The following is a 25862-nucleotide window of genomic DNA, read 5'->3' as shown; positions in this document are numbered from 1 at the left end:
GCGTTCGGGCGCCCGGGTGGGCACTAGCGTGGTGCCATGGCCGGCTACTCGGGGACTCCGCTCTGGAAGAAGCTCGGCGTGAAGCCGGAGTCCCGGGTGCTGCTGGTGCATGCCGATACCGGATGGCGCATCCCGGATCCGCCCGACGGCGTCGAATGGGTGGCCGGCGACGGCGCCGACGACGGCCCGGTCGACCTGGCGCTCGCGTTCTACCGCACGTTCGCCGACTATGTCGCAGAGCTCGACGACCTGGCCGACCGGGTCTTCCCTGCCGGCGGCCTCTGGATCGCGTGGCCGCGGAAGGCCGCCGGTCACGTCAGTGACCTCGGCGACACGGCGATCCGGAACGCGGCGCTCGAACGCGCGGGCCTGGTCGACGTCAAGGTCGCCGCGGTCGACGAGGACTGGTCGGCGCTGAAGCTGGTCTGGCGGGTCGACCACCGCGCACGCTGAGGGCGGTGGTTGGGCGGATGCCCGGGTCGACGGATGTGCGCTCGCTCGCGCGCTCAGCCGAAGTCGACGTGCTGGGTGACCCAGCTGTGCATGGCGACCGCCGCCGCTGCCGACGCATTGATCGAACGCGTGGAGCCGAACTGGCTGATTTCGACAACCGAATCGGATGCGGCGATCGCGGCATCCGACAGCCCCGGCCCCTCCTGCCCGAACAGCAGGACGCACGCGCGCGGGAACGCGAACGTCTCGATGATGACGGAACCGGGCACATTGTCGATCGCGATGATGGGGAGGGCGGATGCGCGCGCCCAGGCCACGAAGCCGGCGACGTCGTCGTGGTGGACGACGTGCTGGTAGCGGTCGGTGACCATGGCCCCGCGTTTGTTCCAACGGCGCCGCCCGATGATGTGCACCGTGTCCGCCCCGAAGGCGTTCGCGCTGCGCACGATCGAGCCGATGTTCATGTCGTGCTGCCAGTTCTCGATCGCGACGTGGAACGGATGCCGGTGCTCGTCGAGGTCGGCGACGATCGCTTCCATGCGCCAGTAGCGGTAGCGGTCGATGACGTTACGAGTGTCGCCGTGGGCCAGCAGGTCGGGATCGTAGAACGGCTCGTCGGGCAGGTCGCCCTGCCAGGGTCCGACGCCGTGCGTGCTGAGCTCCGCGGTCGGATTGGCTGCGTGCTCGGATTCCACTCGTTCAGGTTACTGGTACCGCATTGGAACCTCCCCGAAACGATTCCGACCCGCGGCGCCCGATAGATTGGGACGGTCGAAAGGGGTGTGCGTGTCGCGACGCAACGAGATCGAATGCTGGCTGACCGACATGGACGGCGTGCTCGTCCATGAGAACAACGCGCTCCCGGGCGCGCAGAAGCTGATCCAGCAGTGGCGAGACCAGGGCACGCCGTTCCTGGTGCTCACCAACAACTCGATCTTCACGCCACGCGATCTCGCGGCCCGGCTCCGCGCATCCGGACTGGACGTGCCTGAGGAGTCGATCTGGACCTCCGCCCTCGCGACGGCCGACTTCCTGAAGTCGCAGATGCCCGGCGGCAGCGCCTTCGTGATCGGCGAGGCCGGCATCACGACCGCCCTGCACGAAGCCGGCTTCATCATGACCGATGTGGACCCCGACTACGTCGTCGTCGGCGAGACCCGCAACTACTCCTTCGAGGCGATCACCAAGGCGATCCGCCTCATCGGCAGCGGTGCACGCTTCATAGCGACGAACCCGGATGCGACCGGCCCGAGCGCCGAAGGGCCGCTGCCGGCGACGGGCGCGGTCGCCGCCCTGATCACCAAGGCGACGGGGCGCGAGCCGTACGTGGTGGGCAAGCCGAACCCGATGATGTTCCGGTCTGCCATGAACCGCATCGGCGCGCACTCCGAGAACACGGCGATGGTGGGCGACCGCATGGATACGGACATCGTCGCGGGCATCGAGGCCGGACTGCACACGATCTTGGTGCTGACCGGGATCAGCGACCAGGCCGAGGTGGACCGCTATCCCTTCCGGCCCGACGAGATCGTGTCCGGCGTCGAGGAGCTCGTCGCAGCGGCGCCCGTCGAATCCGACCTGTAGCCGCTCAGCCCTCTCCGGCTCGACTCGTCGAGCACAGGAAAAAGCACGCTATTCGGCGGGAATGGGATGAAAAACCCTGTGCTCGGCCACGCTGATGCCGGCTCAGCCCTGGGGGCCCGGTCCAGCGACCGAGCCGGTGATCGGCTGACCGGCCGAGCGGCTCGCGAAGCAGTAGTACGAGCGCAGGCCGTCCTTCCACTGCTGCTCTGTGGCCGGGTAGGTGCCCTGCAGCTGGAGGTCCGGAAACGCGCTGGCCGCCTGTAGGTTCACGATGCCAGGCTTGGTGCACAGCACGTTGATCTGGTTCGCCAGGACGGTTGCTCCCGGGTAGGGCGCCGCCGGATCGGCTGAGAACAGGTTGGTGTACACCATCTGTGCGGCGTGCGGTGTTCCGCAGTCGACGACCACGAACGTCTCCGCCCACGGCGTGGTGAACGGCTGGATGCATTCGCCACCACCCAGGGTCGACCACTTGTGCTCGCCCGCCGGCTGCGCGCCCGCGGGTTTCGGGACGACTGTGGGCTTGGGTGCAGCACTCGGGGTGGTCTTGGCGGTGGCCGGGGCCGACGCCGATGGCGACGGCGTTCCCGCGGCGAACATGCTTGGCAGCCGAGTCCCGAACACGAACAACGCGATCAGGATGAGCAGCGCGAGAATGCCGCCCGCGACCCAGAACAGGGTGCGGTTGGTACGGTTCGGCGAGCCCGGCGGCGTGCCGTCGCCTGCGCCTCCGTCGCGCGACCGGCGCGACGTCGGGAGCACGTCATCGGGGCCCGCGGCGGCAGCAGCAGCGGCAGCGGATGCAGGGGCCATCGCTACGGTGGGTGCCGACGCTTCGGCCAGGCTCTCCGCGTCGAGCGCCTGGGTCGCGGGAGACGGGATGCCACCCATCAGCAGGGTGGCCCGCTCGGCCGCCTGATCGGCCTGCTCCTGCGTCGGCTCGTCCGTCTGCGGATCGGCATCGGACAGGGCGGCCTCGATGGCGGCCGCGTCCATGAGGACGGTCGAGGTGTCCGCTGCCGCAGCGCGCGCCGCGGCCTCGTCAGAGGGAGTTCCGGCGAGGTCGTCGATTCCCTCGGCGTCCTCATCCGTCTCGAAAGACGCGGCTGCGGCGGCCGCGCCGACCGGGGCGACGGCGCCTGTCGCGCCGAACGGAGGGATGGTGCCGGTCGCGCCGGCCGGAGGGATGGAGCCGGTGGCTCCGACCGGAGGGATGGCGCCAGTCGCGCCGATGGGAGGGATGGCGCCGGTGGCCCCGACCGGAGGGATGGCACCAGTCGCGCCGATGGGTGGCGGCGGCACGACGCCCGGAACGTTCGGGAAGCGCGGCCCCTCGACCGGCGGGACCGCAGGAGACTCGTGCGGCGACGCTGCCGGCGGCGACGCTGCAGGCGGCTCGGGCGCGCCGAGGGGCGCGATCGGAGTTGTGAGCGGCGCGGTCGCGTCCGGCACGAGCGGCGTGGCGACCGGAACCGTCGGCGGCTCGAAGGGCGGCGGGACCAGCGGTGCCGGCTCGAAGGTCGGCGGGACCAGCGGTGCCGGCTCGAAGAACGCCGGAGCCTCCGGCTGGTCCGGCTGAGAATCGGACAGAGCGGCTGCTGTGGGTTCTGTTGCCGGGACGGCACCGAAGGGCTGGGCTGCTGTCGGGGCTTCAGTACCTGCCGGGAGTTCCGTCGACGCGGTCTCCTCATCCTCTTCGAACAATCCGAGGAGCGCCGCGAGCCCATGGCCATCGCCGTCCTCGTCGTCCTCGTCGCTCGAGAGCCCATCGGCCGGCGTTGCCGGTTGGGCGGCGTACGGGGGCTGAGTAGGTGCGGCCGGCTCCTCGGGCAGCGCCGCTGCGGCGATGAACGCGGGCGGCACGAGCGGCGCCGGCGACCAGGACGCGGGCGGTTCACTCTCGGCGGGCTCCGGCGTTGGGCCGGGTTCGGGCTGCGTGGCAGCGGGTGACGCGACGGACGGCGGCGGCTCGAAGGCCACCGTTGGGGGCATTGCCTCGTCCGCTGGCCCGACGGGCGGAACGATCGACCCGGTCACCGGCACCCCGGCCGCTGGCACGGGAAGGATCGGCTCGGGCAGGGTGGTCTCAGGCTCGAGAGGCACGGTCTCGGAAGGCACGGTCTCGGAAGGCACGGTCTCGGAAGGCACGGTCTCGGAAGGCACGGTCTCGGAAGGCACCGGCCCGGAAGGCACGGTCTCGGAAGACACCGGCTCGGAAGGGTCTGGCCCGGAAGACACCGGCACGACCGGCACTGGCACGACCGGCGCGGGGAGGACTGGCTCGCGCAGGACCGGCTCGGGCAGGTCGGGAGCCTCCTGCGAGTCCGGCCCGCTGACCGGCTGGGAGGCCGACGCTTCGGGAGAGGGCTCGACGAGCGGGTCGCTGCCGACCCCGGGCTTCAGCCCCCACACGAAGGGCGCGCCCGGTTCGAAGATAGGGCCGGTCTGCGGTTTCGGCTCCGCTGGGGAGACCGGTTCTGGCGGCTCCGCTGCGGTCACCGGAACGTCGAGGATGCTCCACTGTCCCGAGGTCTCATCCGGCACGGGGGCCGGTTCTGGCGGCGTGAACGGCGCCGTGATGTCGGGGAATTGCGGGTCGAATGATGGGACCGCGGGCTCAGCGATCGGCGTACCAGGTGCCTCGGGGCTTGCGGCCGGCTCGGCGGCTGGCGCGGGCACGGGGGGCATGAGCGGCGGTACCGGTGCCACGGGCTCGGTCGGGCTCGGCGCTGCCGGTTCGACAGGCTCGGTCGGGCTCGGCGCGGCTGGTTCGACTGGCTCGGTGGGGCTCAGCGCGGCGTCGGCCGCATCGGGCTGGGGCGCCCGGCGTCGGCCGCCGCTCAACTGGTGATAGAACCAGTCGGAGCTGCCGAAACCAGGTTCATTCGCATCCGGTTCTGTCGAGCCCTGCGCATCCGCACCGGGCGCCTCCGCATCCGCGCCCGCATCCGACCCGTCCTTCGGCGCGCTTCCGTCAGCGGCACCGCCGACCTCTGGGTCGTCGGCCCCGTCCCGGTCGCGCGGGTCGACCACTATTCGAGCCCCAGGTCCGCGAGCCCGATCGCCGCGTAGTAGGGATAGCCGGCCGATTCGATGACCTCGCGTGCGCCGGTGTTCCTATCGACGACCACAGCCACACCGGCGATGATCGCGCCGATTTTCTCGAGCGCCTCGATGGCCTTCAACGGGGAACCGCCGGTCGTGGACGTGTCCTCGAGGACGATGACGCGCTTGCCGGCCAGCTCCGGGCCCTCGACCTGCTTTCCGCGACCGTGGTCCTTCGGCTCCTTGCGCACGACGAACGCATCGTAGGCGAGCCCGCGCGCCGCCCCTTGGTGCAGGATCGCCGCCGCGATCGGGTCGGCGCCCATCGTCATCCCGCCGACCGCAGAGACGTCGGGGATGCCCGCGATGAGATCGATCATGACCTGCCCGATGAGAGGCGCGACACGGTGGTCGAGGCTCACCTTGCGCAGATCGATGTAGTAGGTCGCCTTCTTGCCGCTGGTGAGCGTGAAGTCGCCGTGGAAGACGGCGTCGGCTGAGATGTAGTCGATGAGCTGCTGTCGTGCGTCGGTCACGTCCTCGATTCTAGAGGTCGGGGGTAATCGATAGCATCGGGTCATGCGCGTCGCTACCTGGAATGTGAACTCGATCCGTGCACGTTTTGTGCGCACCGTGGACTGGCTGGTGCGGGAGGACATCGACGTCCTCGCGCTGCAGGAGATCAAATGCAAGCCCGAGCAGTTCCCCGTCGAGGCCTTCGAGGAGGCCGGCTACGAGCTCGTCATCGAGGGTCACAACCAGTGGAACGGGGTGGCGTTCGCAAGCCGCCTGCCGATGGAGGACGTCGAGGTCGGCTTCCCCGACATGCCCGGGTTTTCGAAGGGCGAGGAGGGTGCCGACCTGCCCAGGGAGGCCCGCGCGCTGGGCGTGACCGTGGCGGGCATCCGCCTCTGGAGCCTGTACGTGCCGAACGGCCGCGCGCTCGACGACCCGCACTACGTGTACAAGCTCGACTGGCTGGCGACGCTCGCTGCCGACACGCAACGCTGGCTGGCCGAGAAGCCCGACCAGCCGCTCGCGCTGATGGGCGACTGGAACATCGCCCCGCTCGACTCCGACAACGCCGACCCGAGCGTCATCCCCGGCGTCTCCACCCACGTCTCGCCGCCCGAACGCAGTGCGTTCAACACCTTCGAGACGATCGGGCTGACGGACGTGGTGCGTCCCCTCGTGCCCGAGGGCTTCACGTACTGGGACTACAAGCAGCTCCGGTTCCCGCGCAACGAGGGGCTCCGCATCGACTTCATCCTGGGGTCGAAGCCGTTCGCCGACCTCGTAACCGGGGCGAGCATCCACCGCAACGAACGCAAGGGCCAGGCGCCGAGCGACCACGTGCCGGTCGTGGTCGACCTCGACCTCGAGCCGCAGGACGACGACGACGATCGCCCGATGATCTTCGGCTGACGCCGGATGCCCGGCGCTCGCTAGGCTCGAAGCATGCCGACTCTCGAGGTTCCGGGCGCATCCCTGTACTACGAGACGGCCGGGCACATCTCGTCGCCGGCCGTACTGCTCATCCACGCCGGCGTCGCGACGCTGCGGATGTGGGATCCGCTCGTCGACGAACTGGCGCGCGACCATTTCGTGGTGCGCTTCGACACCCGCGGATTCGGTCGCACGACCACGCAGAACGTCGAGTTCTCCGACAGGCAGGATGCGCGCGACCTGCTCGAGCACCTCGGAGTCGAGAAGGCGCTGGTCATCGGATGCTCGCGCGGCGGCCGCATCGCCATTGATCTCACCCTCGAGACCCCGGAGCGGGTGACCGGGCTGGTGACGATCGGCTCGGGGCCGAGCGGGTTCCCCGAGACCGAGCTCACGGACACCGAGGATGCGCTCTTCGACCGCTGCGACGAGGCGTACAGGGCGGGAGACTGGGAGCTGCTGTCCCGGCGGACGGTGGAACTGTGGACGATCGGCCCCACCCGCAACAACGAGGACCTCGATCCCCGGTTCGTCGAGGTCGCCTACGAGCTGAACCAGCCGAACGTCGGACACGCCGGGGAAGCGCCGGTCGCCATCCCGCTCGAGCCGCCCGCCTTCGACCGCGTCGTCGACATCGAGGTGCCCGCGCTGGTGACGGTGGGCGAGTTCGACCTCTCGGCGGCGCTGGCGCAGCAGGCGTACCTACTCGACAGCATCCCGACGGCTGAGGGGTACATCTTCAGCGACACGGCGCACCTGCCGAGCGTCGAGCATCCGGACGAGTTCGGGGCCGTCCTCCGCGCCTGGATCGACCGCAACAACCTCTGAGCGCGCTCGCCGCACTAGTTTTGTCTCGCCGCACTGAGTAGAACTAGTGTGCTCGGACGAAACAAGTGCGGCTGAGGATGTTCTCGTGCCGCGAGGCCTCGGCGCGCGTTCGGGCGAGGAGCGGAGCGGCGCAGCCGCACACCTTGTGCACGAGCGCACACGTTCGAACGTGGGCGCTCGCGCAGAACGTGGGCGCGGGTGCAGAACCTGGGCGCTGGCGCAGAACCTGGGCGCCCGCGCAGAACCTGGGCTCGCGCAGAACCCGGGCGCTCGCGCAGAAGCTGGGCGCCCGCGCAGAGCCCGGGCGCCCGCAGCTCCCGCGGCTACGAGGAGCGGCCGGTGAAGTGCTCCATCGTCGTGTAGACGCCGAAGACGCGGTCGGCCACTGCATCCCACGCGCGCGTCGGCAGCACGCCCTTCATCGCCTTGGCGAGACCCACGGTCCACGGGAGCATGAGCATCGGCCGGCCCGCGAGCATCGCCCGCCACACCCGGTCGACCACGTAGGCCGGTTCCATGACGGGAGTCATCAGCGGGCCACGTGCGCCCTCGAACATCCCGGTCGAGATGTAGCTCGGCGCCACCGTCGTCACCTTGACGTGCCCGAAACCCTGCTGCTTCAGTTCGAGCCGGAGCGAGTCGCTCCACCCGATCATCGCCCACTTCGATGCTGCGTAGACACTCATCCGCGGATTCGCGATCGTACCGGCCGCCGACGCGATGTTCACGATGCGCGCCTCGCGGAGGCTCTCGATCATCCCGGGCAGGAATTCGCGCGTGATGTACATCGGCGCGAGGGCGTTGACCTGCATCGTCGGGCGCGTGTCGTCGCCGTTGTCGTGCTCCCAGAAGTATTTGCCGCGCACGATGCCGGCGTTGTTGATGAGTACGTCGATCGTGCCGACCTCTTTGCGTACCGCTTGGGCGTTCTGGGCGATCGCGCCCAGCTCGCCGATGTCGACCACGTACGGGTGGATGCTCGTCACCGGGCGCCCCGCAGCCGAACTGGGCGAGCGCCCGGGCGCGCCCCACGGCGCCTCCTCGCGGTCGGCGATGACGATGGCGCGCAGGTCGGTTGCGACGCGGTCAAGCGCATCCGCATCCCGATCCCAGAGCACGACGGCGCGAGCGCCTTCGCGCACGGCTCGTTCGGCGTACAGCCGGCCCATGCCGGAGGCAGCGCCGGTGATGAGGATTCGGGCGCCCCGCACCGTTCTGGTCATCCCCCTATTGTGGCCGCTGCCGCTGAGTGGTCACCAACCGACCGAAAAACGGCCCCGGAAGGGGAGTTACTGCCGACTCGACGGGGTGGCGGAGCGCTCGGGGCGCGCGGCGCGGTACGCGGCCCGCTCGGCCGGCGTCAGGTGCTCGGTGGCGTAGCTGAGCATGGTGCGCGGCATGCGCGCGGCGTGTTCGTCGAGGAAGGCGCGGAGAATCGCCGGCGAGACGCGCTTGCCGGTCTCGCGCAGCATCCAGCCGACCGCTTTCTGCATCAGGTCCTCCCGGTCACCCAGCAGTTCCTCCGCAAGATCGAGCGTCGTGGACGGGTCCCCGCGCTTGATGAACGCGAACGTCGACAGCACGGCGACCCTCCGCTCCCACAGCACCTCGCTCTCCGCGAGGTCGAACAGAAGGTCGCGCGGGCGATCCACCAGGTATTCGCCGAGGACGAACTCGGCGGACCCGTCGACGAGGTCCCAGTTGTTGACGCGGCCGCGACGGACGGCATCCACGTAGAAGTCGACGAGGCGCACGCGCAGCTCGTCGTCGCGGGTCTTCGCGCGACTCGCGCGCTCGAAGAGCCGGTTCAGGATGATCAGCCCGGCGAGCCGATGTTCATGGACCGCGCTGTCGAGCAGCGCCCCGATCTCGGCGAGGGGCAGGTCGGCGAAACGCTTCGCGACGGCGCGCGTCGCGGGCACCCGGACCCCGATGAAGACATCGCCTTCGCCGTACTGGCCCGGTCCCGTCTTGAAAAACCGCTGCAGGAAGACGGCGTCATCGGCGTCGGCGACCTCGTCGAGCGCAGCCATCACCTCTGCCGCTGTGGTCATGTGCCGAGCCTACGTCCCCGTCCTCCGTCCCCGTCCTCCGTCCCGATCCTCCGCCCCCGTCCATCAGACCCGAGTTGTGAGCTCTGCACTCCTCCGCCCGGCGTGTTGGGTGCACAGGTCACCACTCGCGGCCGCCAGTCCGGCGGAAACCTGCGCGGGATCGGTCGCGGGCGCAACTTATCGCCAATGTGGTCAAGAAAACGCTCGACCCGCGCGGCTAGGCTCGAAACGGATGCTCGACAGAAGCATCCGAAGCATCGCCGCGCCCGCGGCTCGACCACGCGACGGGAGGTTCGCCATGTCACAGTCCGTATCCCAGTTCGAAGCGGAAGCAATTGTCGGAGAGCCCGAGGTCGTCGAGGACGCACGCGGGGCCCGCGACGTGGCAGCGCATCCCGCCTGGCACCGGCTCAAGGCCGCGGCCGTCGCGCTGCAGCCGCTCCAGGTCAAGGACGGCTCGGTTCCCGAGGAGGGCGACAAGGACGCGGCGAAGAGCCACGTGACCACCATCGTCGAGGCGATCGCCGAGCTCGCCCCCCTGTTCCCGCACGACCGCGCCTACCTGGACGCGCTCGTCGTCGACTTCCGGCACTGGGCGGATGAAGGCCTCGGGGTCCCTGACTTCCTCGACTCGCTCAACGCCTTCCAGCCGCAGCAGCACCGCACCGACGGCCTCGGCCATCTCGTGGTCTTCCCGATGTACACGCAGAACGGCAGCACCGACCGCCTGGTCGAAGCCGTGCTCGTCGAGGTCATCTGGCCCGACTTCATCGCCGACCTCGAGGCCGGGGAATACGGCAACAAGCTGTTCGTCCCCATCCGGTTCGTCGATTTCACGCCCGGCTATGACACGAACTCCGCGGTGCTTTTCCCGGAGACGGTGGCGATGCGCGAGATCCCGACGTTCACGTGGGGCGCGATCTTCCAGGATCGCGAGGCGGCGCGCTACCGGCGCGTCGTTCGCGCGGCCGCCGGGATCACGAAGCTCGACCTGCCTCTCGATGCGGCGCGGATGCTCGACGACCAGGCGCTCACGGAGGAGACCTTCGTGATGTGGGATCTCATCCACGACCGCAGCCACATGCGCGGCGACCTGCCGTTCGACCCGTTCATGATCAAGCAGCGGATGCCGTTCTTCCTCTATTCGCTCGAAGAACTGCGGTGCGACCTGACGGCCTTCCGGGAGTCGGTGAAGCTGGAGCGCGAGCTCTCGGCGCTTCCGGAGGCGACGCTGACGGATGCGCAACGCCAGATCCGCGACCACGCCCACCTCGTGCAGTACGCGATCATCTTCGACCGGATCTTCCGTTTCGCCATCACCGGCAGCCGCGTGCGCAACTACGACGGACTGGGCGGCCAGCTTCTGTTCGCGTGGATGCACCAGCACCACGTGCTGCACTGGACCGACACCCAGCTCACCATCGACTGGGAGGCCGTTCCGGAGGTCGTGGTCGCGCTGAGCGACCGCATCAACGACCTCTATTGGCGATCGATCGACCGCCCGAAGGTCGCGCACTGGCTCGCGGCGTACGAGATGCTCACCGAGACCGTGACACCCAACCCGGCGTCGAACTGGGCGCGGGGTCTCTCGGACGAGGTGCTCGCCGGTCCCCCGAAGGGCTACACCGACCAGGTGCTGGACGACGAGTTCCCGCTGTCGATGTTCTACGAGGCGCTCAGCAAGAAGATGCTGGGCGTGATCGAGTCGACGGCCGGGATCCGCGGCGACGACTGAGGACCCGATGGCGTCAGGAGTGAGCGGTCGTACCGTTCTGATTGCCGGGGCGACCAGCGCGAGCGGCGAAGCCGTCGCATCCGCGCTGGTCGCCGCCGGCGCGCACGTGCTCGCCGTCGGGACCCGTGAGGATGCACTGGAACGGCTCGAACAGGCCGTTGCCGGTGTCGACACCCGGGTCTGCGATCTCGCCGACCGGTCTGCTGTCGCGGAGCTCGCGATGCGCATCCACCTGAAGGTCGGGCGGATCGACGGGTTGGTGCACCTAGTCGGCGGCTGGCGCGGCGGCGGCGGGATCGCCGGGCAGACCGACGACGACTGGGAGTTCCTCGAGCGCGCCTTCACGACTCTGCGCAATACAACCCGGGTGTTCTACGACGACCTCGTGGCGTCACCGGCGGGCCGGCTGGCGATCGTCTCGGCGACCGCTGTCGAGCATCCGCTCGCCGGGGGCGCGAACTATGCGGCCGCCAAAGCCGCCGGGGATGCGTGGACCCGCGCGGTGGCGCAGGGCTTCCGCAAGGAGGCGCCCAACGCGGCTGCGGCGATCTTCGTGGTCAAGGCGCTCGCCGGGCTCGAGGGGATGCTCGCGAAGCGCGTGGTGGACCTGTGGGATGCCGATCCCTCCACAATCAACGGGGTGCGGCAGTTGCTCACCGCCCCGGACACCGTGACGCCCTGAGCCGGCGAACATACGCGAGGATAGACGAGTGACTCTGCAACTCCATGACCTGAACCTGCGCGGATTCGCGTCCGACAATTACGCCGGTGTGCACCCCGAAATCCTCGACGCGATCGCGGCCGCCAACGAAGGGCACCAGATCGCGTACGGCGAAGACGTCTACACCGCCCGCCTCCACGAGGTGTTCGAGCACCACTTCGGCGCCGGCGTGCAGGTCTTCCCGGTCTTCAACGGAACCGGTGCGAACGTCGTCGGGCTGCAGTCGATGATCCCGCGGTGGGGCGCGGTCGTGTGCGCCAAGACCGCGCACATCAACACCGACGAGGCGGGCGCGCCCGAGCGGGTGGCCGGAATCAAGCTGCTCCCGATCGAGACACCCGACGGCAAGCTGACCCCCGAGCTGATCGACCGCGAGGCGTGGGGGTGGGGCGACGAGCACCGCGCGCAGCCGCTGGTCGTCTCGATCACCCAGACCACCGAGCTGGGCACTGCGTACACCGTCGAGGAGATCAGGGCCATCGCCGATCACGTCCACGGCGTCGGCATGAAGCTCCACATGGACGGCGCGCGCATCTCGAACGCAGCCGCCACGCTCGGCCTTCCGCTACGCGCCTTCACCCGTGACGCCGGTGTCGATGTGCTGAGCTTCGGCGGAACGAAGAACGGCATGCTCTACGGCGAGGCCGTCGTCGTGCTCAACCCGGAGGCGTCCGAGGGGCTCATCTACCTCCGCAAGCTCAACATGCAACTCGCGTCGAAGATGCGCTTCATCTCGGCGCAGCTCATCGCCCTGCTCACCGACGAGCTCTGGCTGCGCTCCGCGTCGCATGCGAATGCGATGGCGGCGCGACTCCGCACGGCGCTCGAAGACGGTGTCGCCAACGGCGAGATCGCCGGAGTCGGGTTCAGCCAGGCCACCCAGGCCAACGCGGTCTTCGCGACGCTGCCCGCGGGTGTCGCTGACCGGCTCCGAGGCCACTTCCGTTTCTACGATTGGGATGCGGCGCGCAACGAGGTCCGGTGGATGTGCTCGTTCGACACCACCGAGGCGGACATCGATGCGTTCGTCGCTGCTCTGAAGTTCGAGCTGCACGCCTGATTTCTTGCAGGGATTCGTTCGAATCCCTACGAAGGTTTCGAAATCTGCCCCGAAAGAGGGTCATCGTGACACTCGTAGTGGGGTACAAATCGTGTCCTCATTTTGACCCACACGGGTCATATTTTCGATAGAGTTCAAGAGTCGCCGCGGAACCCGAATAATCCGCCGGCGATACCCCGAACGCATGACGGGATGTGTGGGTCTCCCTAGGACCCGCACACCCCGTCATCGTTGATTAACGGCGACACTCATCGTGTCGGACGGTCCGGTCGAGCTGACGCACCCGGAGACCGCCGCAGGTGACCGCCCGGGTCGCCCATCCTGTCGGGGCGTGACGCTTACAGCCCCGCGAAAATACCGGTCAGCATGTGAAAATCAGTCGATGGCAACCCCCCGAAATGGAGCGTGGCTGCCCCTCCCACTGGGGTACAGATCGTGTCCTCATTTTGACCCACACGGCGCCCTCGCTGGCTAGGCTCGCACTGCTGCAACCGAGTTTCACTCACGTATTAGCGCGTGGACCGGGGACCCGAACCCCCGAGACTCACGTTCCAACCCGACCATCTGCAGCCCCGAATGGAACAGGAACACCCGAAATGCCGAAGATCCGCAAATCCACGAGCCTCAAAGCAGCCGCCGTCGCCCTGGGCGTCGCCGGAATCGTCGGGCTCACCATCTCGAGCGCTGCCAGCCTCAACCTGTCCGGCGGTTCCATCGCCGCAGGCACCAGCGTCGTCGCAGCCTGCCAGCCCGCCGCCACCCCGATCACGGTCGGCTTCACGACGGCGTACTCGGCCTCCGCGCCGGGCTACACGGTCACCAGCGTCAAACTCGGCGCCATCGACGCGGCCTGCGCAGGAAAGTCCATCAACGTGACCCTGCAGGGTGCGTCCAGCGCATCCCTCGTCGAGGTCACCGGAACTGCGGCAGCCGGAACCGTGACGATCCCCGTAGCGGGCACGATCGCCGCGACCGCCGTCGTCGGCACCGCGGTGGTCATCTACAACTAGGTGGCCGGCGACGCTCCTGATGCGTCGCCGCCATCTGTGCCGTCATGGAACCCGAATCCACGACCGGTCACACGAGGGTCTGGCGGGTAGTGCGGATAGGTCTCGGATCCGCACTTCTCGTCATCCTCGCCATACTCGTCTGGCCTACCAGCCTCGGCGGGTGCACCACCATGACCGTCGTCTCCGGTCACTCGATGGAGCCGTCGTATCACACCGGCGACCTGGTGATCGCGCGCTGCGGCGCCCCTGCTGTCGGTGACATCGTCATCTACCAGCCGCCCGGGATCGAGACGCGCGCCCAGGTCATCCACCGCATCGTCGCCGCGGGAAGCGCGGGCGGATGGGTGATGCAAGGCGACAACAACAGCTACAAGGATCCCTGGCAGCCGACCGACCACGACATCCTCGGAGTCGCTCTCTTCCACATCCCCTCCATCGGCTCGCTCCTGCGAGCACCGCTCGTGTGGTCATCCTTCCTTCTGATGGCCGCCGCCCTGCTGGTGTGGCCGACCCGCGAACTCGCACGCGGGCGCCGCCGCTCAGCAGTGAATACGTCGTCGGCTGCCGCTTCCACCGACCAGGAAGCGGCAGTCGACGACCCACAGGAGGTGGGCGTCTCGTGAGAATCGTGCGCATCCTCGCGTTCGGCATCGCGATCCTGGCCATGGTGACCCTGTCGATCTCCAGCGCAGCCGCGCTGAAGGTGCAGGCGCGCACCCTCACATCGTTCGCGGGTTCGTCCGACTGCACGATCGCGACGTTGACCGTGTCGTCGACGAATGTGTCCGCCAACCGCACGTCGACGCTGCTCATCTCGAACGTTCCGGCCGCCTGCCGCAGTCAGTCGATGCAGCTGACCGCCTACGGTGCGGGTGGTGTCGTGCTCGCGACGGCCACCACCACGACCACGGGCACAGGCGCGACGACGACCGTCGCGCTCAACGCGACGGTGCGCCTCACCCAGGTCAGCGGAATCGCGCTCACCATCGGTGGTCGCGGGATCGTGACGAACTGGGCGGGGTGACCTCGGGGCTGCCCCCCGGCGTCACTCGGCGCGGGAGACGATGTCGCGCATCGCGGCGACCTGCGCGTGACCGGCCTCGACCTGGCTCGTGAGGGCCGGATAGTCCTCGGCCTTCACGCTCGCTTTCATCTCTGCGACCAGGGCCGTCAGCGCCTCGTTCGCGGCATCCCACTCCTCCGCGATGTTCTCGGGCGCCTCGAGACCCTTGAGGTGTTTGGCGTTCAGGGCGAGCCTGACGGAGTTCGCGACGACGAGCGGGTTGTTGAACTCCGTCATCGCTGCGGACATCGCGTTGAGGCTCTTCTCGACGTCGTTCAGCTGCTTGCCCGCGGTCGCCTTGAAACGCGTGGGGTTCACCGCGGGCGGTTCAGTTGGTGGCGGGGTCGGCTCGACGGTCGGCTCCGGGGTGGGCTCGGGGGTCGGCTCGAGAGTCGGCTCGAGAGTCGGCTCCGGCGTCGGCTCGAGAGTCGGCTCGGGAGTGGGGGCGAGCGTCGGGATCGTGGTCGGCTCTGGCGTCGGTTCGGCCGTCGGCCCGCTCGAGGGCGCCTCCGACGGCTGCTCGGACGGTTCGACGGAGGGGAGGGCCGGCTCGGGCGGCGGGGGCGTCTGCGTGGTCGTCGTCTGCTGGGCTTGGATCGTGGCGACCTCTGCCGCCGCCGTGCTGATACCGGCGACGATCAGGATCGCGACGATGATCGCGGTGACGATGAACCAGGTCCGCCGCCAGAGCGGCTTCTTCGGCGCAGGGCCGGGACCACCGGGAGGAATATCGGACATGGGGCCTCCGCCATCGAACGGGACATGTCACTGTTGCACGGCGCCGAGCATCCGGAAATCACCTTGATCGGGTGATCCTGCGCGGCCGGTCGGCTCAGCCCGCGGGCGCGGTCCAGTAGGAGTAGCCGGAGACCGTCTCGAACCCGAGGCTGCGGTAGAGCGCGATCGCTGACGCGTTGTCGGCGAGGACCTGCAGCCACATCCGCTGCGCGCCCCGCTCGGCCGCAGCGCCCGCGAGGGTGACGACGAGGCGACGCGCGAGGCCTCGGCGGCGCGCATCCGGTCGCGTGGCGAGGGCGTAGAGGCCCGCCCAATCGTCGACGAGGGCCAGACGTGCTGCGGCCACCGTGCCGGAATGGTCCTGGACCGACGCGTAGAGGGCCGGCACGCCGGTCAGGATCCGGCGAGCGATCGCGCGCTCGTCATCGCCTCCGCGGCCATCGACGCTCCACCAGAGCGCCATCCATTCATCGTTCGGAGCGCCGGCGATCACGACGGTGCCCTGGTCGCCGGCTGGCGTGGCTTCGGCTGCGGATGCGCGGGACGCGACGCGGTCGACGTCGGCCACCTGCACCAGCGTGTGGGAGTCCTCGATGTACCCGCGGGCCTCGAGACGTCCGGCGAGATTCGCCGGCCGCGACCCGGGGCTCAGTTGGAAAGCGGGAGGAAGACCCCGCCCGCGATAGGCAGCCTCCACAGCGTCGATCGCTGAGTCCAGGTCGTCGACCCCACCGCGAGGCAGCACCGAGTTTGCGCGCTTCGTGACGCCGCCGCCCCAGCGCAGCACCCAGTCCCCGACCGCATGCGTCTCGAGCGCGGGCCAGCCGCGGTGGGCGAGGTCGTCGAGCAGGGCAGCAGTGTTCGCAGAAGGAGACTCCGGCATGCAGGACATTTTATGCGTCCGTATGGAATAAGCGGGCGCGGCGTGCGTTGACCGATTGTGGCAACGGCGCCCATCCCCTATTCCGATCCACAGGAGAGACACCTTGTCCATCGCAGAACTCCCTACCCGCACGGCCGACACGAGCGCACCCCTCCTCGGCGTCCTCGCAGACAGGTGGAGCCCGCGCGCGTTCGACGCGACCGCTCCCGTCGACGAGCTGAAGCTCACCGCAGCGCTCGAGGCGGCACGCTGGTCGCCCTCCGCCAACAACTCGCAGCCGTGGCGCTTCATCGTCGCCCGCCGTGGAAGCGCGGCCTTCGACACGATCGCCGCCAACCTCATGGGCTTCAACCAGGCCTGGGCGGGGTCGGCCGGGGTGCTCATCGTCGCGCTCGCTGAGACGGTCGATGAGAACGGCAACGAGCGCCCGTGGGCGAAGTACGACGTCGGCCAGGCGATCGCGCACCTGTCGGTCCAGGCGCACCACGACGGTCTGCACGCGCACCAGATGGGCGGGTTCGTCGCGGACGGCCTGCGTGAGGCCTTCGGCATCGACGACCGCTTCGCTCCGGTCTCCGTGACCGCGCTCGGCGTGCTCGGCACCCCCGACGACCTTCCTGAGGCACTGCGCGAGCGCGAGCTCGCCCCCCGCAGCCGCGCCGACCTCGACGAGCTGCTTTTGGTCAACGCCTGATCCGTCGGGCGCGGGTGCCCGCACGCCCGCGCTCGCCGCATTGAATTGTTCTGGCCGCACTCGGTACATCCAGTGCGGCCAGACTTTTTGCGCTGGCCGCACTCGGTATGTCCGAGCGCACCAGCTCTAGGTGGTGCGGCTGGACGCAGCACGTGCGCCGAGTCGCACGATCCCCCCAGCGCACAGGTTCTGCACCCGCGCACCGGTTGCACTGTGTGCACGCGTTCAGAAGGTGTGCGCGAGCGTTCAGAAGGTGTGCCGCGGCCATGGGCGGGCTCGCCGCACTAGGTATCTCTGGCCGCACTAGTTCCAGCTAGTGCGGCCAGACGCAGGGAGTGCGGCGAGGCGCCAAACCCTCTCGCGGCCACGCGCGGGGTCAGGGGCGCAGCAGCACCTTGATCGCGCGACGCTCGTCCATGGCCGCGTAAGCCTCGGCCACGTCGGCGAGCGGAAGCTCCAGGTCGAAGACACGACCGGGGTCGATCGTGCCGGCCAGCACATCCGCCAGCAGCTCCTCGACGTAGCCGCGCACGGGCGCCACGCCGCCGTTCACACCCACGTTCGTGTTGAACAGGCGACGCACCGGAAGCTCCGGGCCGCCGTTCGGGGCACCGACATAGCCGACCATCCCGCCCGGGCGCGCGGAACGGATCGCCTGGTCCATGGACTCCTTCGTGCCGACGCACTCGAGAACGCAGTCGGCTCCGATGTCGTCGAGCATCGCTCTGACCCGCGCGACACCCTCGTCGCCCCGCTCCTCGACGATGTCGGTCGCGCCGAATGCGCGCGCGAGCTCCTGCCTGGCCTCGTGCCGCGACATCGCGATGATGCGGGAGGCGCCCAGCCGTTTCGACGCGAGCACCGCGCACAGCCCGACCGCGCCATCCCCCACGACCACGACCGTGCTGCCCTCGGTGACGCCCGCGGACACCGCCGCGTGATGACCGGTGCCCATCACGTCGGCGAGCGACAGGAGGCTCGGGATGAGCTCCTCGGCCGGGTATTCGGGGGTCGCGACGAGCGATCCGTCGGCGTGCGGCACGCGCACCTTCTCGCCCTGGCCGCCGTCGGCGAACGCTCCGAACTCGTCATCCGTGCCCCACCATCCGCCGTGCTGGCAGGAGGTGCTGACGCCGTTGCGACAGTTGATGCAGGTGTTGTCGCAGTCGTAGAAGGGTGCGATCACGAAGTCGCCGACCTGCACAGCGCGGACGTTCGGGCCGACCTCCTCGACGACGCCGACGAACTCGTGACCGATGCGGTGCGGCTCGTGGGTGGGGACGACACCGCGGAACGGCCACAGGTCGGACCCGCAGACGCAGGCAGCGACGACGCGGACGATCGCGTCGCCCCCTGTGGACAGGACCGGATCGGGAACCTCTTCGTAGCGGATGTCCCGCTCACCGTGAATGACCGTTGCATGCATGGTTCGAGCCTACGCGCCGCCGCCCGGACCGAGAGTGCCCGTTCCGGTCGAGTGCGCCCGGTAGAACAGCGACGCTCGGCCGGAACGGGCACTCTCGGCGGGCAGCACGGCAGCCCCGCGCGGCCCCCACGAGCCGGACCACCCCCGTTCGGGGACGCCCCGATGGCAGGCAGATGAATAGACGGTGAAGCCCCTCCGCAGGCCCGGGCGGCGCTCATAGCATCGCAGGGGCGGCCGGATCCACCGCCTCATACGTCACCGCAGGGAGGTTCCGCACGATGTCGCAGCGCTCCCGGTTCTCCCTGCTCTGGGCGGCCCTGGGAGTCGTCGTCGGGGTCGGGGTGGTGCTCACGCTCGCCACGCGTCCCGCCACAGCCGCGCATCCGCAGACCTCATTCAGCATCGCCGCGGATCCGGACCGCTGCGGCGCGGGCTGGGGCACCGGCGGCGGCACGGATGCGCCGGCCGGCGACACGGCGCCCGCCCGCCTCGACGGCGGCGCACAGACGTTCACCGTGACCAACGGCACCATCGCAGGCATGGAGGTGTACCTGCAGTCGGTCGACACCGGCAAGGTGTTCCTGGACCTCGAGGGCATCGGCGCGGGTGCACACGTGAAGGCGCGCGTCTCGCTCGGCGCCGGGCGGTACCGTTTCGTCTGTCTTCCGGCGGATGCGGACCCCGTCACCGGCCCCGCCGTCATGGTGGGCGCCGCGCCGCCTTCGCTCGCCCTCACCCCCGGCATGGTGCCGGTCACCCGCAACGACCTCATCCCGGTCGCCAAGACGTACGGAGCCTGGGTGTCCTCGCGCATCCCGGTGCTGCGCAAGCAGGTCCAGGCGCTCAGCGACGACGTTGCGGAGGGCGACCGAGCGGCCGCGAAACGCGCCTGGCTCACCGCCCACCTCACCTATGAAACGCTCGGCGCCGCGTATGGGGCGTTCGGCGACCTCGACACCGCCATCAACGGCACACCGGCTCCCGGCCGCACGGCGCTGAACGACCCGAAACTCACCGGCTTCCACCGCGTCGAGGCGCTGCTGTACTCCGGGGCTCCAGCCGCGAGCATCCGGCCCGCCGTCGATGCGCTCGCCGAGGCGGTCGCTGCGCTGGGAGCCGCGTTCGCCGACGCCGAAGTCGACCCCGGCGACATCGGGCTGCGCGCACACGAGATCGTCGAGAACGCGATCCAGTTCGAGCTGCGCGGAACGACGGATGCGGGCTCCGGCACGAACCTGGCGACGATCGGAGCGAACCTCGAGGGCGCATCCGCCGCCCTTGCACCGCTCGACGGAATCCTCGCGAGCCGCTACGCACAACTCGACGCCACGACGGCGAGCCTCGCGCGGAGCGCGGCACTGGTGAAGTCGCTGCAGCGAGCCGATGGCACGTGGCCGCCGGTCGGCACGCTCTCCCTGGCGCAACACGAGCGGCTCGACGCATCGCTCGGTGCGACGGCCGAACTGCTCGCGCCTGTCGCGGCCATCTGCGACATCCGGAGGGAACCGTGATCGGGGGGACGGACATGCATGGCGGCCGGGTGACCGGCAGCGCGACCAGCGGCGGCACGACCACCGGCGGCACGACAAGCGGCGGCACGACCACCGGCAGCGCGACAAGCGGCGGCACGACCACCGGCAGCGCGACAAGCGGCGGCACGACCACCGGCAGCGCGACAAGCGGGGGCACGACCGGCGGCAGCGGGCTGGGCCGCCGCGGCTTCCTCGGGGCCGTTCTCGGCGCCGGCATCGCGGCGCCCGCGGCTCTGGCTGCTGCGCCGCAGCTGTCGGATGTCGCCGCGAACGCCGCGAACGCATCCACCCCATCCGCTTCCTCCACGCGAGCCGCCCACGAATTCCACGGCGACCACCAGCAGGGCATCACCACGCCCCAGCAGAAGGCCGCCGCCTACCTCGCGCTCGACGCCACTTCCGCCACGCGCGCCGAGCTCACCGACCTGCTGCGCACGATCACCGGGACGACCCGGTTCCTCACCACCGGCGGCACGCCCGCCGACCCCGGGCTCACCGCGCCACCCGCTGATTCGGGCATCCTCGGGCCCGTCGTCGTGCCCGACGGGCTGACCGTCACCCTGAGCGTCGGCGCCTCCCTCTTCGACGGCCGCTTCGGGCTCGCCTCCGCGAAGCCGGCGCGACTGCGCACGATGGAGGACTTTCCCAACGACGCGCTGCGCCGCGAAGCCTGCGACGGCGACCTGCTGCTGCAGGTATGCGCCGACGATCGCGACACGGTGACCCACGCCATCCGGGAGCTGACGCGTGCCACTCGGGGAGGGATGCAGGTCCGCTGGCGGCAGGACGGGTTCGTCTCGCCGCCCCGCCCATCCGGAACCCCGCGCAACCTGATGGGCTTCAAAGACGGCACCTCCAATCCGCTCGTCGGCGATGCGACGGCGATGAACGAGCTTGTCTGGACGCGGGCGGGAGGCGGCGAGCCGGCCTGGGTCGCGGGGGGCACCTATCACGTGGTGCGCCTCATCCGGATGCTCGTCGAATTCTGGGACCGCGTGAACCTCCACGAACAGGAGAACATGATCGGCCGGCGGCGGGGCTCGGGCGCTCCGCTGACGGCGTCCGGCGAGCACGACGATCCACACTACGAGAACGACCCGACGGGGGATGTGATCCAGATGGATGCGCACATCCGGCTCGCGAATCCGCGCACCGCGGCGACCGCGAGCCAGCGCATGCTCCGCCGGGCATACAACTACGACACCGGTCTCGACAGCAACGGCAACCTCGACATGGGACTCATCTTCACCGCGTTCAACCAGGACCTGGAACGGCAGTTCGTGGCGGTGCAGAGACGACTCGCCGACGAACCGCTCGTCGACTACATCTCCCCCTTCGGCGGCGGGTACTTCTTCGCGCTCCCCGGGGTGCGCGACACCTCCGACTGGTTCGGCAGGAGCATGCTCGCCTGAATCGCGACGAGGCGATGAGCAGGCGGGCGCACGGGTTCGGTGCAGACGCACCGGATATCACAAGAGAAGAAGAGGGTAAACGTGTTCAGACAGTTCAGTCTGCGCCGTGCCGGTCTCGCCGCGGTCGGGGTGACCGCGCTGGTCGGCGCAGGACTACTCGCAATGTCGCCCGCCATGGCGTATCCGGGAGGGCACGACCATTCGGCCCGCACCGCGACGCCGATCAAGCACCTCGTCGTCATCTTCGACGAGAACATCTCGTTCGACCACTACTTCGGCACCTACCCGAACGCGGCCAACACCGACGGCACGCCCTTCACTGCGGCGAAGGGAACACCGAAGGTCGACAACCTCGTCACCTCGGGCACGCTCACCACCAACCCCAACCTGTACCCGCCGAAGCGCCTCACCCCGGCACAGGCCCTCACCTGCGACCAGAACCATGGCTATGCGGCGGAGCAGCAGGCCATCGACGCCGGAAAGATGGACCTGTTCGTCCAGAAGACGAGCACCGACACCTGCACCGGGCTCTACGGCGCACCAGGACTCGCGATGGACTACTACGACGGCAACACCGTGACCGGCCTGTGGAACTACGCACAGAACTACGCGATGAGCGACAACGCCTGGGACACGACCTTCGGGCCGTCCACCCCGGGTGCACTGAACCTCATTTCGGGCCAGACGCACGGCGCGACGGCGTACGACCCCAAGACCGGGGCCGTGCTCCCGGCATCGACCGCTGTCAGCTCGCCGGACTCCGCGGGAGTCGGAACGGTGATCGGTGACCCCGATCCCGCATACGACGACTGCTCGGACGCAGACCACACGGCGACCTCGGCCGTTGTCGGACTGGCCGGCAAGAATGTCGGCGACCTCCTCAACGCGCAGCACGTGACGTGGGGCTGGTTCCAGGGCGGGTTCACCCCGAGCACCGCGTGGGACGGCAAGACGGGCGACTACGCGAAGTGCGACACCACCACGGCGAACGTCGGCGGATCGACCCCGAAGGACTACTCGCCGCACCACTCGCCGTTCCAGTACTACACGTCCACATCGAACCCGCACCACCTTCCGCCGTCGTCGGCCGCAGCCATCGGGCACTCCGACCAGGCCAACCACCAGTACGACCTGACCTCGTTCGACACCGCCCTCACGAACAACAACCTCCCGGCTGTCTCGTTCCTGAAGGCGCCCGAGGCGCAGGACGGGCACGCGGCATACTCCGACCCGCTGGATGAGCAGAAGTTCCTCGTGAACGAGATCAACGCCATCCAGAAGTCGAAGTCGTGGGCGAGCACGGCGATCGTCGTCACCTACGACGACTCCGACGGATGGTACGACCACGTCGCGCCGCAGGTCATCAACGGCTCAGCGGATGCTGCGGTCGACTCGACCGTGTGCACCAGCGTGTCGCACGTGGCCGGCGGATACGCCGACCGCTGCGGTCCGAGCCAGCGCCTCCCGCTGCTCGTGATCTCCGCGTATGCGGCCCAGAACCACGTGGACCACGCTCCGATCGAGCAGGCTTCGGTGCTGCGCTTCATCGAGAAGAACTGGGACACCGGGCGGATCGGCGATGCTTCGTTCGACACGCGCGCCGGCTCGCTGGGCGGTCTGTTCACCTTCGACCGGCCGCAGAACCGTGAGGTGCTGCTGTCGCCGACCACCGGTGCGGTGACCGCAGTGGTGCCCACGAAGGGGCACGACCCGAAGCCGCCGAAGCACGGCTGGCTGGCCACGCCGTAACCGGGGCGGATGCACCGAGAGTGCCCGTTCCGGTCGAGAGTGCCCGGTGGAACGGGCCATCTCGGCCGGAACGGGCACTCTCGCGCTGCGGCTCCGGGCGGGGGCGGCGGGCCGACTAGAGGTCGGCCTCGTCGACGGCACCGACAGGCTCTGGCGTGGCGGGCGCGACCGTCAGGCGGTCGCCCTCGGGCGCCAGGTCTACCAGCACCGTGTCACCGTCGTGGATCTCCCCGGCGAGCAGCTCCGTCGCCAGCCGGTCGTCGATCTCCTGCTGCATGAGCCTGCGCAGCGGTCGCGCACCGTAGATCGTGTCGTAGCCTCGCTCGGCGAGCCAGCGGCGCGCATCCGGAGTCACCGCGAGTTCCAGCCGCCGATCCTGCAAGCGGCGGGTCAGGCGATCGATGTTCAGTTCGACGATCTCGCCCAGCTCCTCCTGCGTGAGCGTCGAGAACACCACGATGTCGTCGAGACGGTTCACGAACTCGGGCTTGAACGACTGCCGCACCATCTGCAGCACCGCCTCGTGCTTCTCCGCCTCGGTGAGCGTCGGGTCCACGAGGAACTGGCTGCCCAGGTTCGACGTCAGCACCAGGATCGCGTTGCGGAAATCGACCGTGCGTCCCTGCCCGTCGGTCAGCCGGCCGTCGTCGAGGACCTGCAGCAGCACGTCGAAAACCTCCGGGTGCGCCTTCTCGACCTCGTCGAGGAGGATCACCGAATACGGGCGTCGCCGCACGGCCTCGGTCAGCTGACCGCCCTGCTCATAGCCGACGTACCCGGGAGGGGCACCGACGAGACGGGAGACGGAGAACTTCTCCCCGTACTCGCTCATGTCGATGCGGACCATCGCCTTCTCGTCGTCGAACAGGAACGCGGCGAGCGCCTTCGCCAGCTCGGTCTTGCCGACGCCGGTCGGCCCCAGGAACAGGAACGAACCGGTGGGGCGATCCGGGTCGGAGATGCCGGCACGGGTGCGGCGCACCGCATCCGCCACCGCTTTGACCGCCTCCTTCTGCCCGATCAGGCGCTTGCCGAGCTCCGACTCGAGACGCAGCAGCTTCTCCGTCTCCCCCTGCGTCAGCCGGTCGACCGGAATGCCCGTCCAGGCCGCCACGACCGCCGCGATGTCGTCGCTGGTGACCTGCTCGTTCACCATGCGGGGGTGATCCGGATGCTGCTCCGCCTGTTCGGCGACGGCCAGTTCGCGCTCGATCGCCGGAATCGTCTCGTACTCGATCTTCGACGCCTCCTGGTAGCGCCCGTCTCGCAGGGCGAGGTCGCGCTGGGTCTTGGCCTCCTCCAGGTGCGAGCGCAGCTCGCCGACCCGGTTGAGGGATGCCTTCTCGAGCCGCCAGCGCTCCTGCAGCTCCTCGAGCTCGCTCTCGGACTCCTTCAACCGCTCGCGGAGACGGGCCAGCCGCTCCTTGCTCGCGTCGTCCTTCTCCTTCTCGAGCGCGAACTCTTCGAGCTTCATCCGCTCGACGACGCGCTGGAGGGTGTCGATCTCGACCGGCGCCGAGTCGATCTCCATCTTCAGTCGACTGGCCGCCTCATCGATCAGGTCGATCGCCTTGTCCGGCAGCTGGCGGGCGGTGATGTACCGGTTGGAGAGGGATGCCGCCGCCACGAGCGCCGAGTCCTCGATCGTGACGCCGTGGTGCGCTTCGTAGCGCCCCTTGAGCCCGCGCAGGATGGCGACGGTGTCTTCGACGCTCGGCTCGCCGACGTATACCTGTTGGAACCGGCGCTCGAGTGCCGCATCCTTCTCGATGAACTCGCGGTACTCGTTGAGGGTGGTCGCGCCGATGAGGCGGAGCTCGCCACGGGCGAGCATCGGCTTCAGCATGTTGGATGCGGCGACCGACCCTTCGCCGCCGCCCGCGCCCATCAGGATGTGCAGCTCGTCGACGAACGTGATGATCTGCCCCTGGGCGTCGTTGATCTCTTTGAGCACGGCCTTCAGTCGCTCCTCGAACTGGCCGCGATACATGGCGCCGGCGACGAGGGCGGAGAGGTCGAGCGTGACGAGTTGCTTGCCTTTGAGCGAGTCCGCGACGTCGCCGGCGACGATGCGCTGGGCGAGACCTTCGACGACCGCCGTCTTGCCGACGCCCGGTTCGCCGATGAGCACGGGGTTGTTCTTCGTGCGGCGGGTCAGCACCTGGCTGACCCGGCGGATCTCGGCGTCCCGCCCGATCACGGGGTCGAGTTTGCCGCTCTTGGCGATCTCTGTGAGGTTGATCCCGTACTGCTGGAGTGCGGTCTTCTGCTCGTCGGTCGACGCAGGGGCGCCCTGCATGTTCGCCATCGGGGTCCTTTCGGTACAAACTTGAGTCTTTGTGGCTCAACTTTACCAACCGCGAGGCCAATCCGCCAGCGCGCCCAGCGATCGCTGTTGTGACTTGTCACGTTTGGCCGACTGGATCGCG

The 25862-nt window shown here is 69.2% G+C and carries 23 protein-coding genes; 14 read left to right on the top strand and 9 right to left on the bottom strand.

The window, feature by feature from the left end; all coding sequences use genetic code 11:
- The first annotated feature begins 36 nt into the window (after positions 1-36).
- On the top strand, positions 37-453 hold the full coding sequence (locus ACV7NN_RS13080; RefSeq protein WP_463350009.1) for a DUF3052 family protein: 417 nt from the start codon (positions 37-39) through the stop codon (positions 451-453).
- Between the two features lie 53 nt (positions 454-506).
- On the opposite strand, the gene ACV7NN_RS13075 is transcribed toward ACV7NN_RS13080, so the two are convergent.
- Positions 507-1148 carry a TrmH family RNA methyltransferase gene (locus ACV7NN_RS13075; RefSeq protein ID WP_463350008.1) on the bottom strand — a complete coding sequence of 214 codons (642 nt, stop codon included), beginning with the start codon at positions 1146-1148 and terminating at the stop codon, positions 507-509.
- 130 nt (positions 1149-1278) lie between these two features.
- Here ACV7NN_RS13075 and ACV7NN_RS13070 point away from each other — a divergent pair, with 130 nt between their 5' ends.
- A complete protein-coding gene (locus tag ACV7NN_RS13070) occupies positions 1279-2037 on the top strand; it encodes an HAD-IIA family hydrolase (RefSeq protein ID WP_463351291.1) in 759 nt (252 codons plus the stop codon).
- A gap of 102 nt (positions 2038-2139) precedes the next feature.
- On the opposite strand, the gene ACV7NN_RS13065 is transcribed toward ACV7NN_RS13070, so the two are convergent.
- On the bottom strand, positions 2140-5070 hold the full coding sequence (locus ACV7NN_RS13065; RefSeq protein ID WP_463350007.1) for a hypothetical protein: 2931 nt from the start codon (positions 5068-5070) through the stop codon (positions 2140-2142).
- Complete coding sequence (pyrE, locus tag ACV7NN_RS13060; protein WP_463350006.1) at positions 5070-5618, bottom strand: orotate phosphoribosyltransferase; 549 nt, start codon at positions 5616-5618, stop codon at positions 5070-5072. The genes ACV7NN_RS13065 and pyrE overlap by 1 nt, the downstream gene beginning before the upstream one ends.
- Before the next feature lie 43 nt (positions 5619-5661).
- Between pyrE and ACV7NN_RS13055 the strand changes: the two genes are divergently transcribed.
- Positions 5662-6507, top strand: coding sequence for an exodeoxyribonuclease III (locus ACV7NN_RS13055; protein ID WP_463350005.1), 846 nt, complete (start codon positions 5662-5664; stop codon positions 6505-6507).
- A gap of 33 nt (positions 6508-6540) precedes the next feature.
- A complete protein-coding gene (locus tag ACV7NN_RS13050; protein WP_463350004.1) occupies positions 6541-7356 on the top strand; it encodes an alpha/beta fold hydrolase in 816 nt (271 codons plus the stop codon).
- Between the two features lie 323 nt (positions 7357-7679).
- On the opposite strand, the gene ACV7NN_RS13045 is transcribed toward ACV7NN_RS13050, so the two are convergent.
- Entirely contained in the window at positions 7680-8579 is a 900-nt protein-coding gene (locus ACV7NN_RS13045) for an SDR family NAD(P)-dependent oxidoreductase (protein WP_463350003.1), read from the bottom strand.
- 66 nt (positions 8580-8645) lie between these two features.
- Positions 8646-9410 (bottom strand): DNA alkylation repair protein, encoded by a 765-nt coding sequence (locus tag ACV7NN_RS13040; protein WP_463350002.1) that lies wholly within the window; start codon positions 9408-9410, stop codon positions 8646-8648.
- 298 nt (positions 9411-9708) lie between these two features.
- Here ACV7NN_RS13040 and ACV7NN_RS13035 point away from each other — a divergent pair, with 298 nt between their 5' ends.
- The 6 genes from ACV7NN_RS13035 (at position 9709) to ACV7NN_RS13010 (ending at position 14960) form a co-directional block, all read left to right on the top strand.
- Positions 9709-11145: a DUF6421 family protein gene (locus tag ACV7NN_RS13035; RefSeq protein WP_463350001.1), complete on the top strand. Its 1437-nt coding sequence runs from the start codon at positions 9709-9711 to the stop codon at positions 11143-11145.
- A 7-nt stretch (positions 11146-11152) separates the two neighbouring features.
- Positions 11153-11827 (top strand): SDR family NAD(P)-dependent oxidoreductase, encoded by a 675-nt coding sequence (locus tag ACV7NN_RS13030; protein WP_463350000.1) that lies wholly within the window; start codon positions 11153-11155, stop codon positions 11825-11827.
- 28 nt (positions 11828-11855) lie between these two features.
- The gene (locus tag ACV7NN_RS13025; protein ID WP_463349999.1) at positions 11856-12926 is read left to right on the top strand and encodes a threonine aldolase family protein; all 1071 of its coding nucleotides are present in this window, start codon (positions 11856-11858) and stop codon (positions 12924-12926) included.
- A gap of 596 nt (positions 12927-13522) precedes the next feature.
- Positions 13523-13936: a hypothetical protein gene (locus tag ACV7NN_RS13020; protein ID WP_463349998.1), complete on the top strand. Its 414-nt coding sequence runs from the start codon at positions 13523-13525 to the stop codon at positions 13934-13936.
- A 44-nt stretch (positions 13937-13980) separates the two neighbouring features.
- Positions 13981-14559 (top strand): signal peptidase I, encoded by a 579-nt coding sequence (locus tag ACV7NN_RS13015; protein WP_463349997.1) that lies wholly within the window; start codon positions 13981-13983, stop codon positions 14557-14559.
- Complete coding sequence (locus tag ACV7NN_RS13010; protein WP_463349996.1) at positions 14556-14960, top strand: hypothetical protein; 405 nt, start codon at positions 14556-14558, stop codon at positions 14958-14960. The genes ACV7NN_RS13015 and ACV7NN_RS13010 overlap by 4 nt, the downstream gene beginning before the upstream one ends.
- 21 nt (positions 14961-14981) lie before the next feature.
- Here the strand turns inward: ACV7NN_RS13010 and ACV7NN_RS13005 are convergent, their stop codons facing one another.
- Positions 14982-15737: a hypothetical protein gene (locus tag ACV7NN_RS13005; protein WP_463349995.1), complete on the bottom strand. Its 756-nt coding sequence runs from the start codon at positions 15735-15737 to the stop codon at positions 14982-14984.
- 94 nt (positions 15738-15831) lie between these two features.
- Positions 15832-16620, bottom strand: coding sequence for a GNAT family N-acetyltransferase (locus ACV7NN_RS13000; RefSeq protein WP_463349994.1), 789 nt, complete (start codon positions 16618-16620; stop codon positions 15832-15834).
- Positions 16621-16723: 103 nt separating this feature from the next.
- Between ACV7NN_RS13000 and ACV7NN_RS12995 the strand changes: the two genes are divergently transcribed.
- Entirely contained in the window at positions 16724-17314 is a 591-nt protein-coding gene (locus ACV7NN_RS12995) for a nitroreductase family protein (protein ID WP_463349993.1), read from the top strand.
- A gap of 376 nt (positions 17315-17690) precedes the next feature.
- Here ACV7NN_RS12995 and ACV7NN_RS12990 read toward each other — a convergent pair whose 3' ends face one another.
- The gene (locus tag ACV7NN_RS12990) at positions 17691-18740 is read right to left on the bottom strand and encodes a zinc-dependent alcohol dehydrogenase family protein (RefSeq protein ID WP_463349992.1); all 1050 of its coding nucleotides are present in this window, start codon (positions 18738-18740) and stop codon (positions 17691-17693) included.
- A 278-nt stretch (positions 18741-19018) separates the two neighbouring features.
- Between ACV7NN_RS12990 and ACV7NN_RS12985 the strand changes: the two genes are divergently transcribed.
- From ACV7NN_RS12985 to ACV7NN_RS12975, 3 genes are all read left to right on the top strand, one after another.
- A complete protein-coding gene (locus ACV7NN_RS12985) occupies positions 19019-20251 on the top strand; it encodes an imelysin family protein (RefSeq protein WP_463349991.1) in 1233 nt (410 codons plus the stop codon).
- The gene (efeB, locus tag ACV7NN_RS12980) at positions 20248-21684 is read left to right on the top strand and encodes an iron uptake transporter deferrochelatase/peroxidase subunit (protein WP_463349990.1); all 1437 of its coding nucleotides are present in this window, start codon (positions 20248-20250) and stop codon (positions 21682-21684) included. The genes ACV7NN_RS12985 and efeB overlap by 4 nt, the downstream gene beginning before the upstream one ends.
- 81 nt (positions 21685-21765) lie before the next feature.
- Complete coding sequence (locus ACV7NN_RS12975; protein ID WP_463349989.1) at positions 21766-23433, top strand: phospholipase C; 1668 nt, start codon at positions 21766-21768, stop codon at positions 23431-23433.
- Positions 23434-23548: 115 nt separating this feature from the next.
- Here the strand turns inward: ACV7NN_RS12975 and ACV7NN_RS12970 are convergent, their stop codons facing one another.
- A complete protein-coding gene (locus tag ACV7NN_RS12970) occupies positions 23549-25741 on the bottom strand; it encodes an ATP-dependent Clp protease ATP-binding subunit (protein WP_463349988.1) in 2193 nt (730 codons plus the stop codon).
- Positions 25742-25862 lie beyond the last annotated feature (121 nt).

This window comes from Leifsonia sp. Ger2509, from assembly GCF_055231915.1.
Note: the sequence above shows the minus strand (reverse complement) of the source record. Positions and strands in the feature narration are given on the sequence as shown.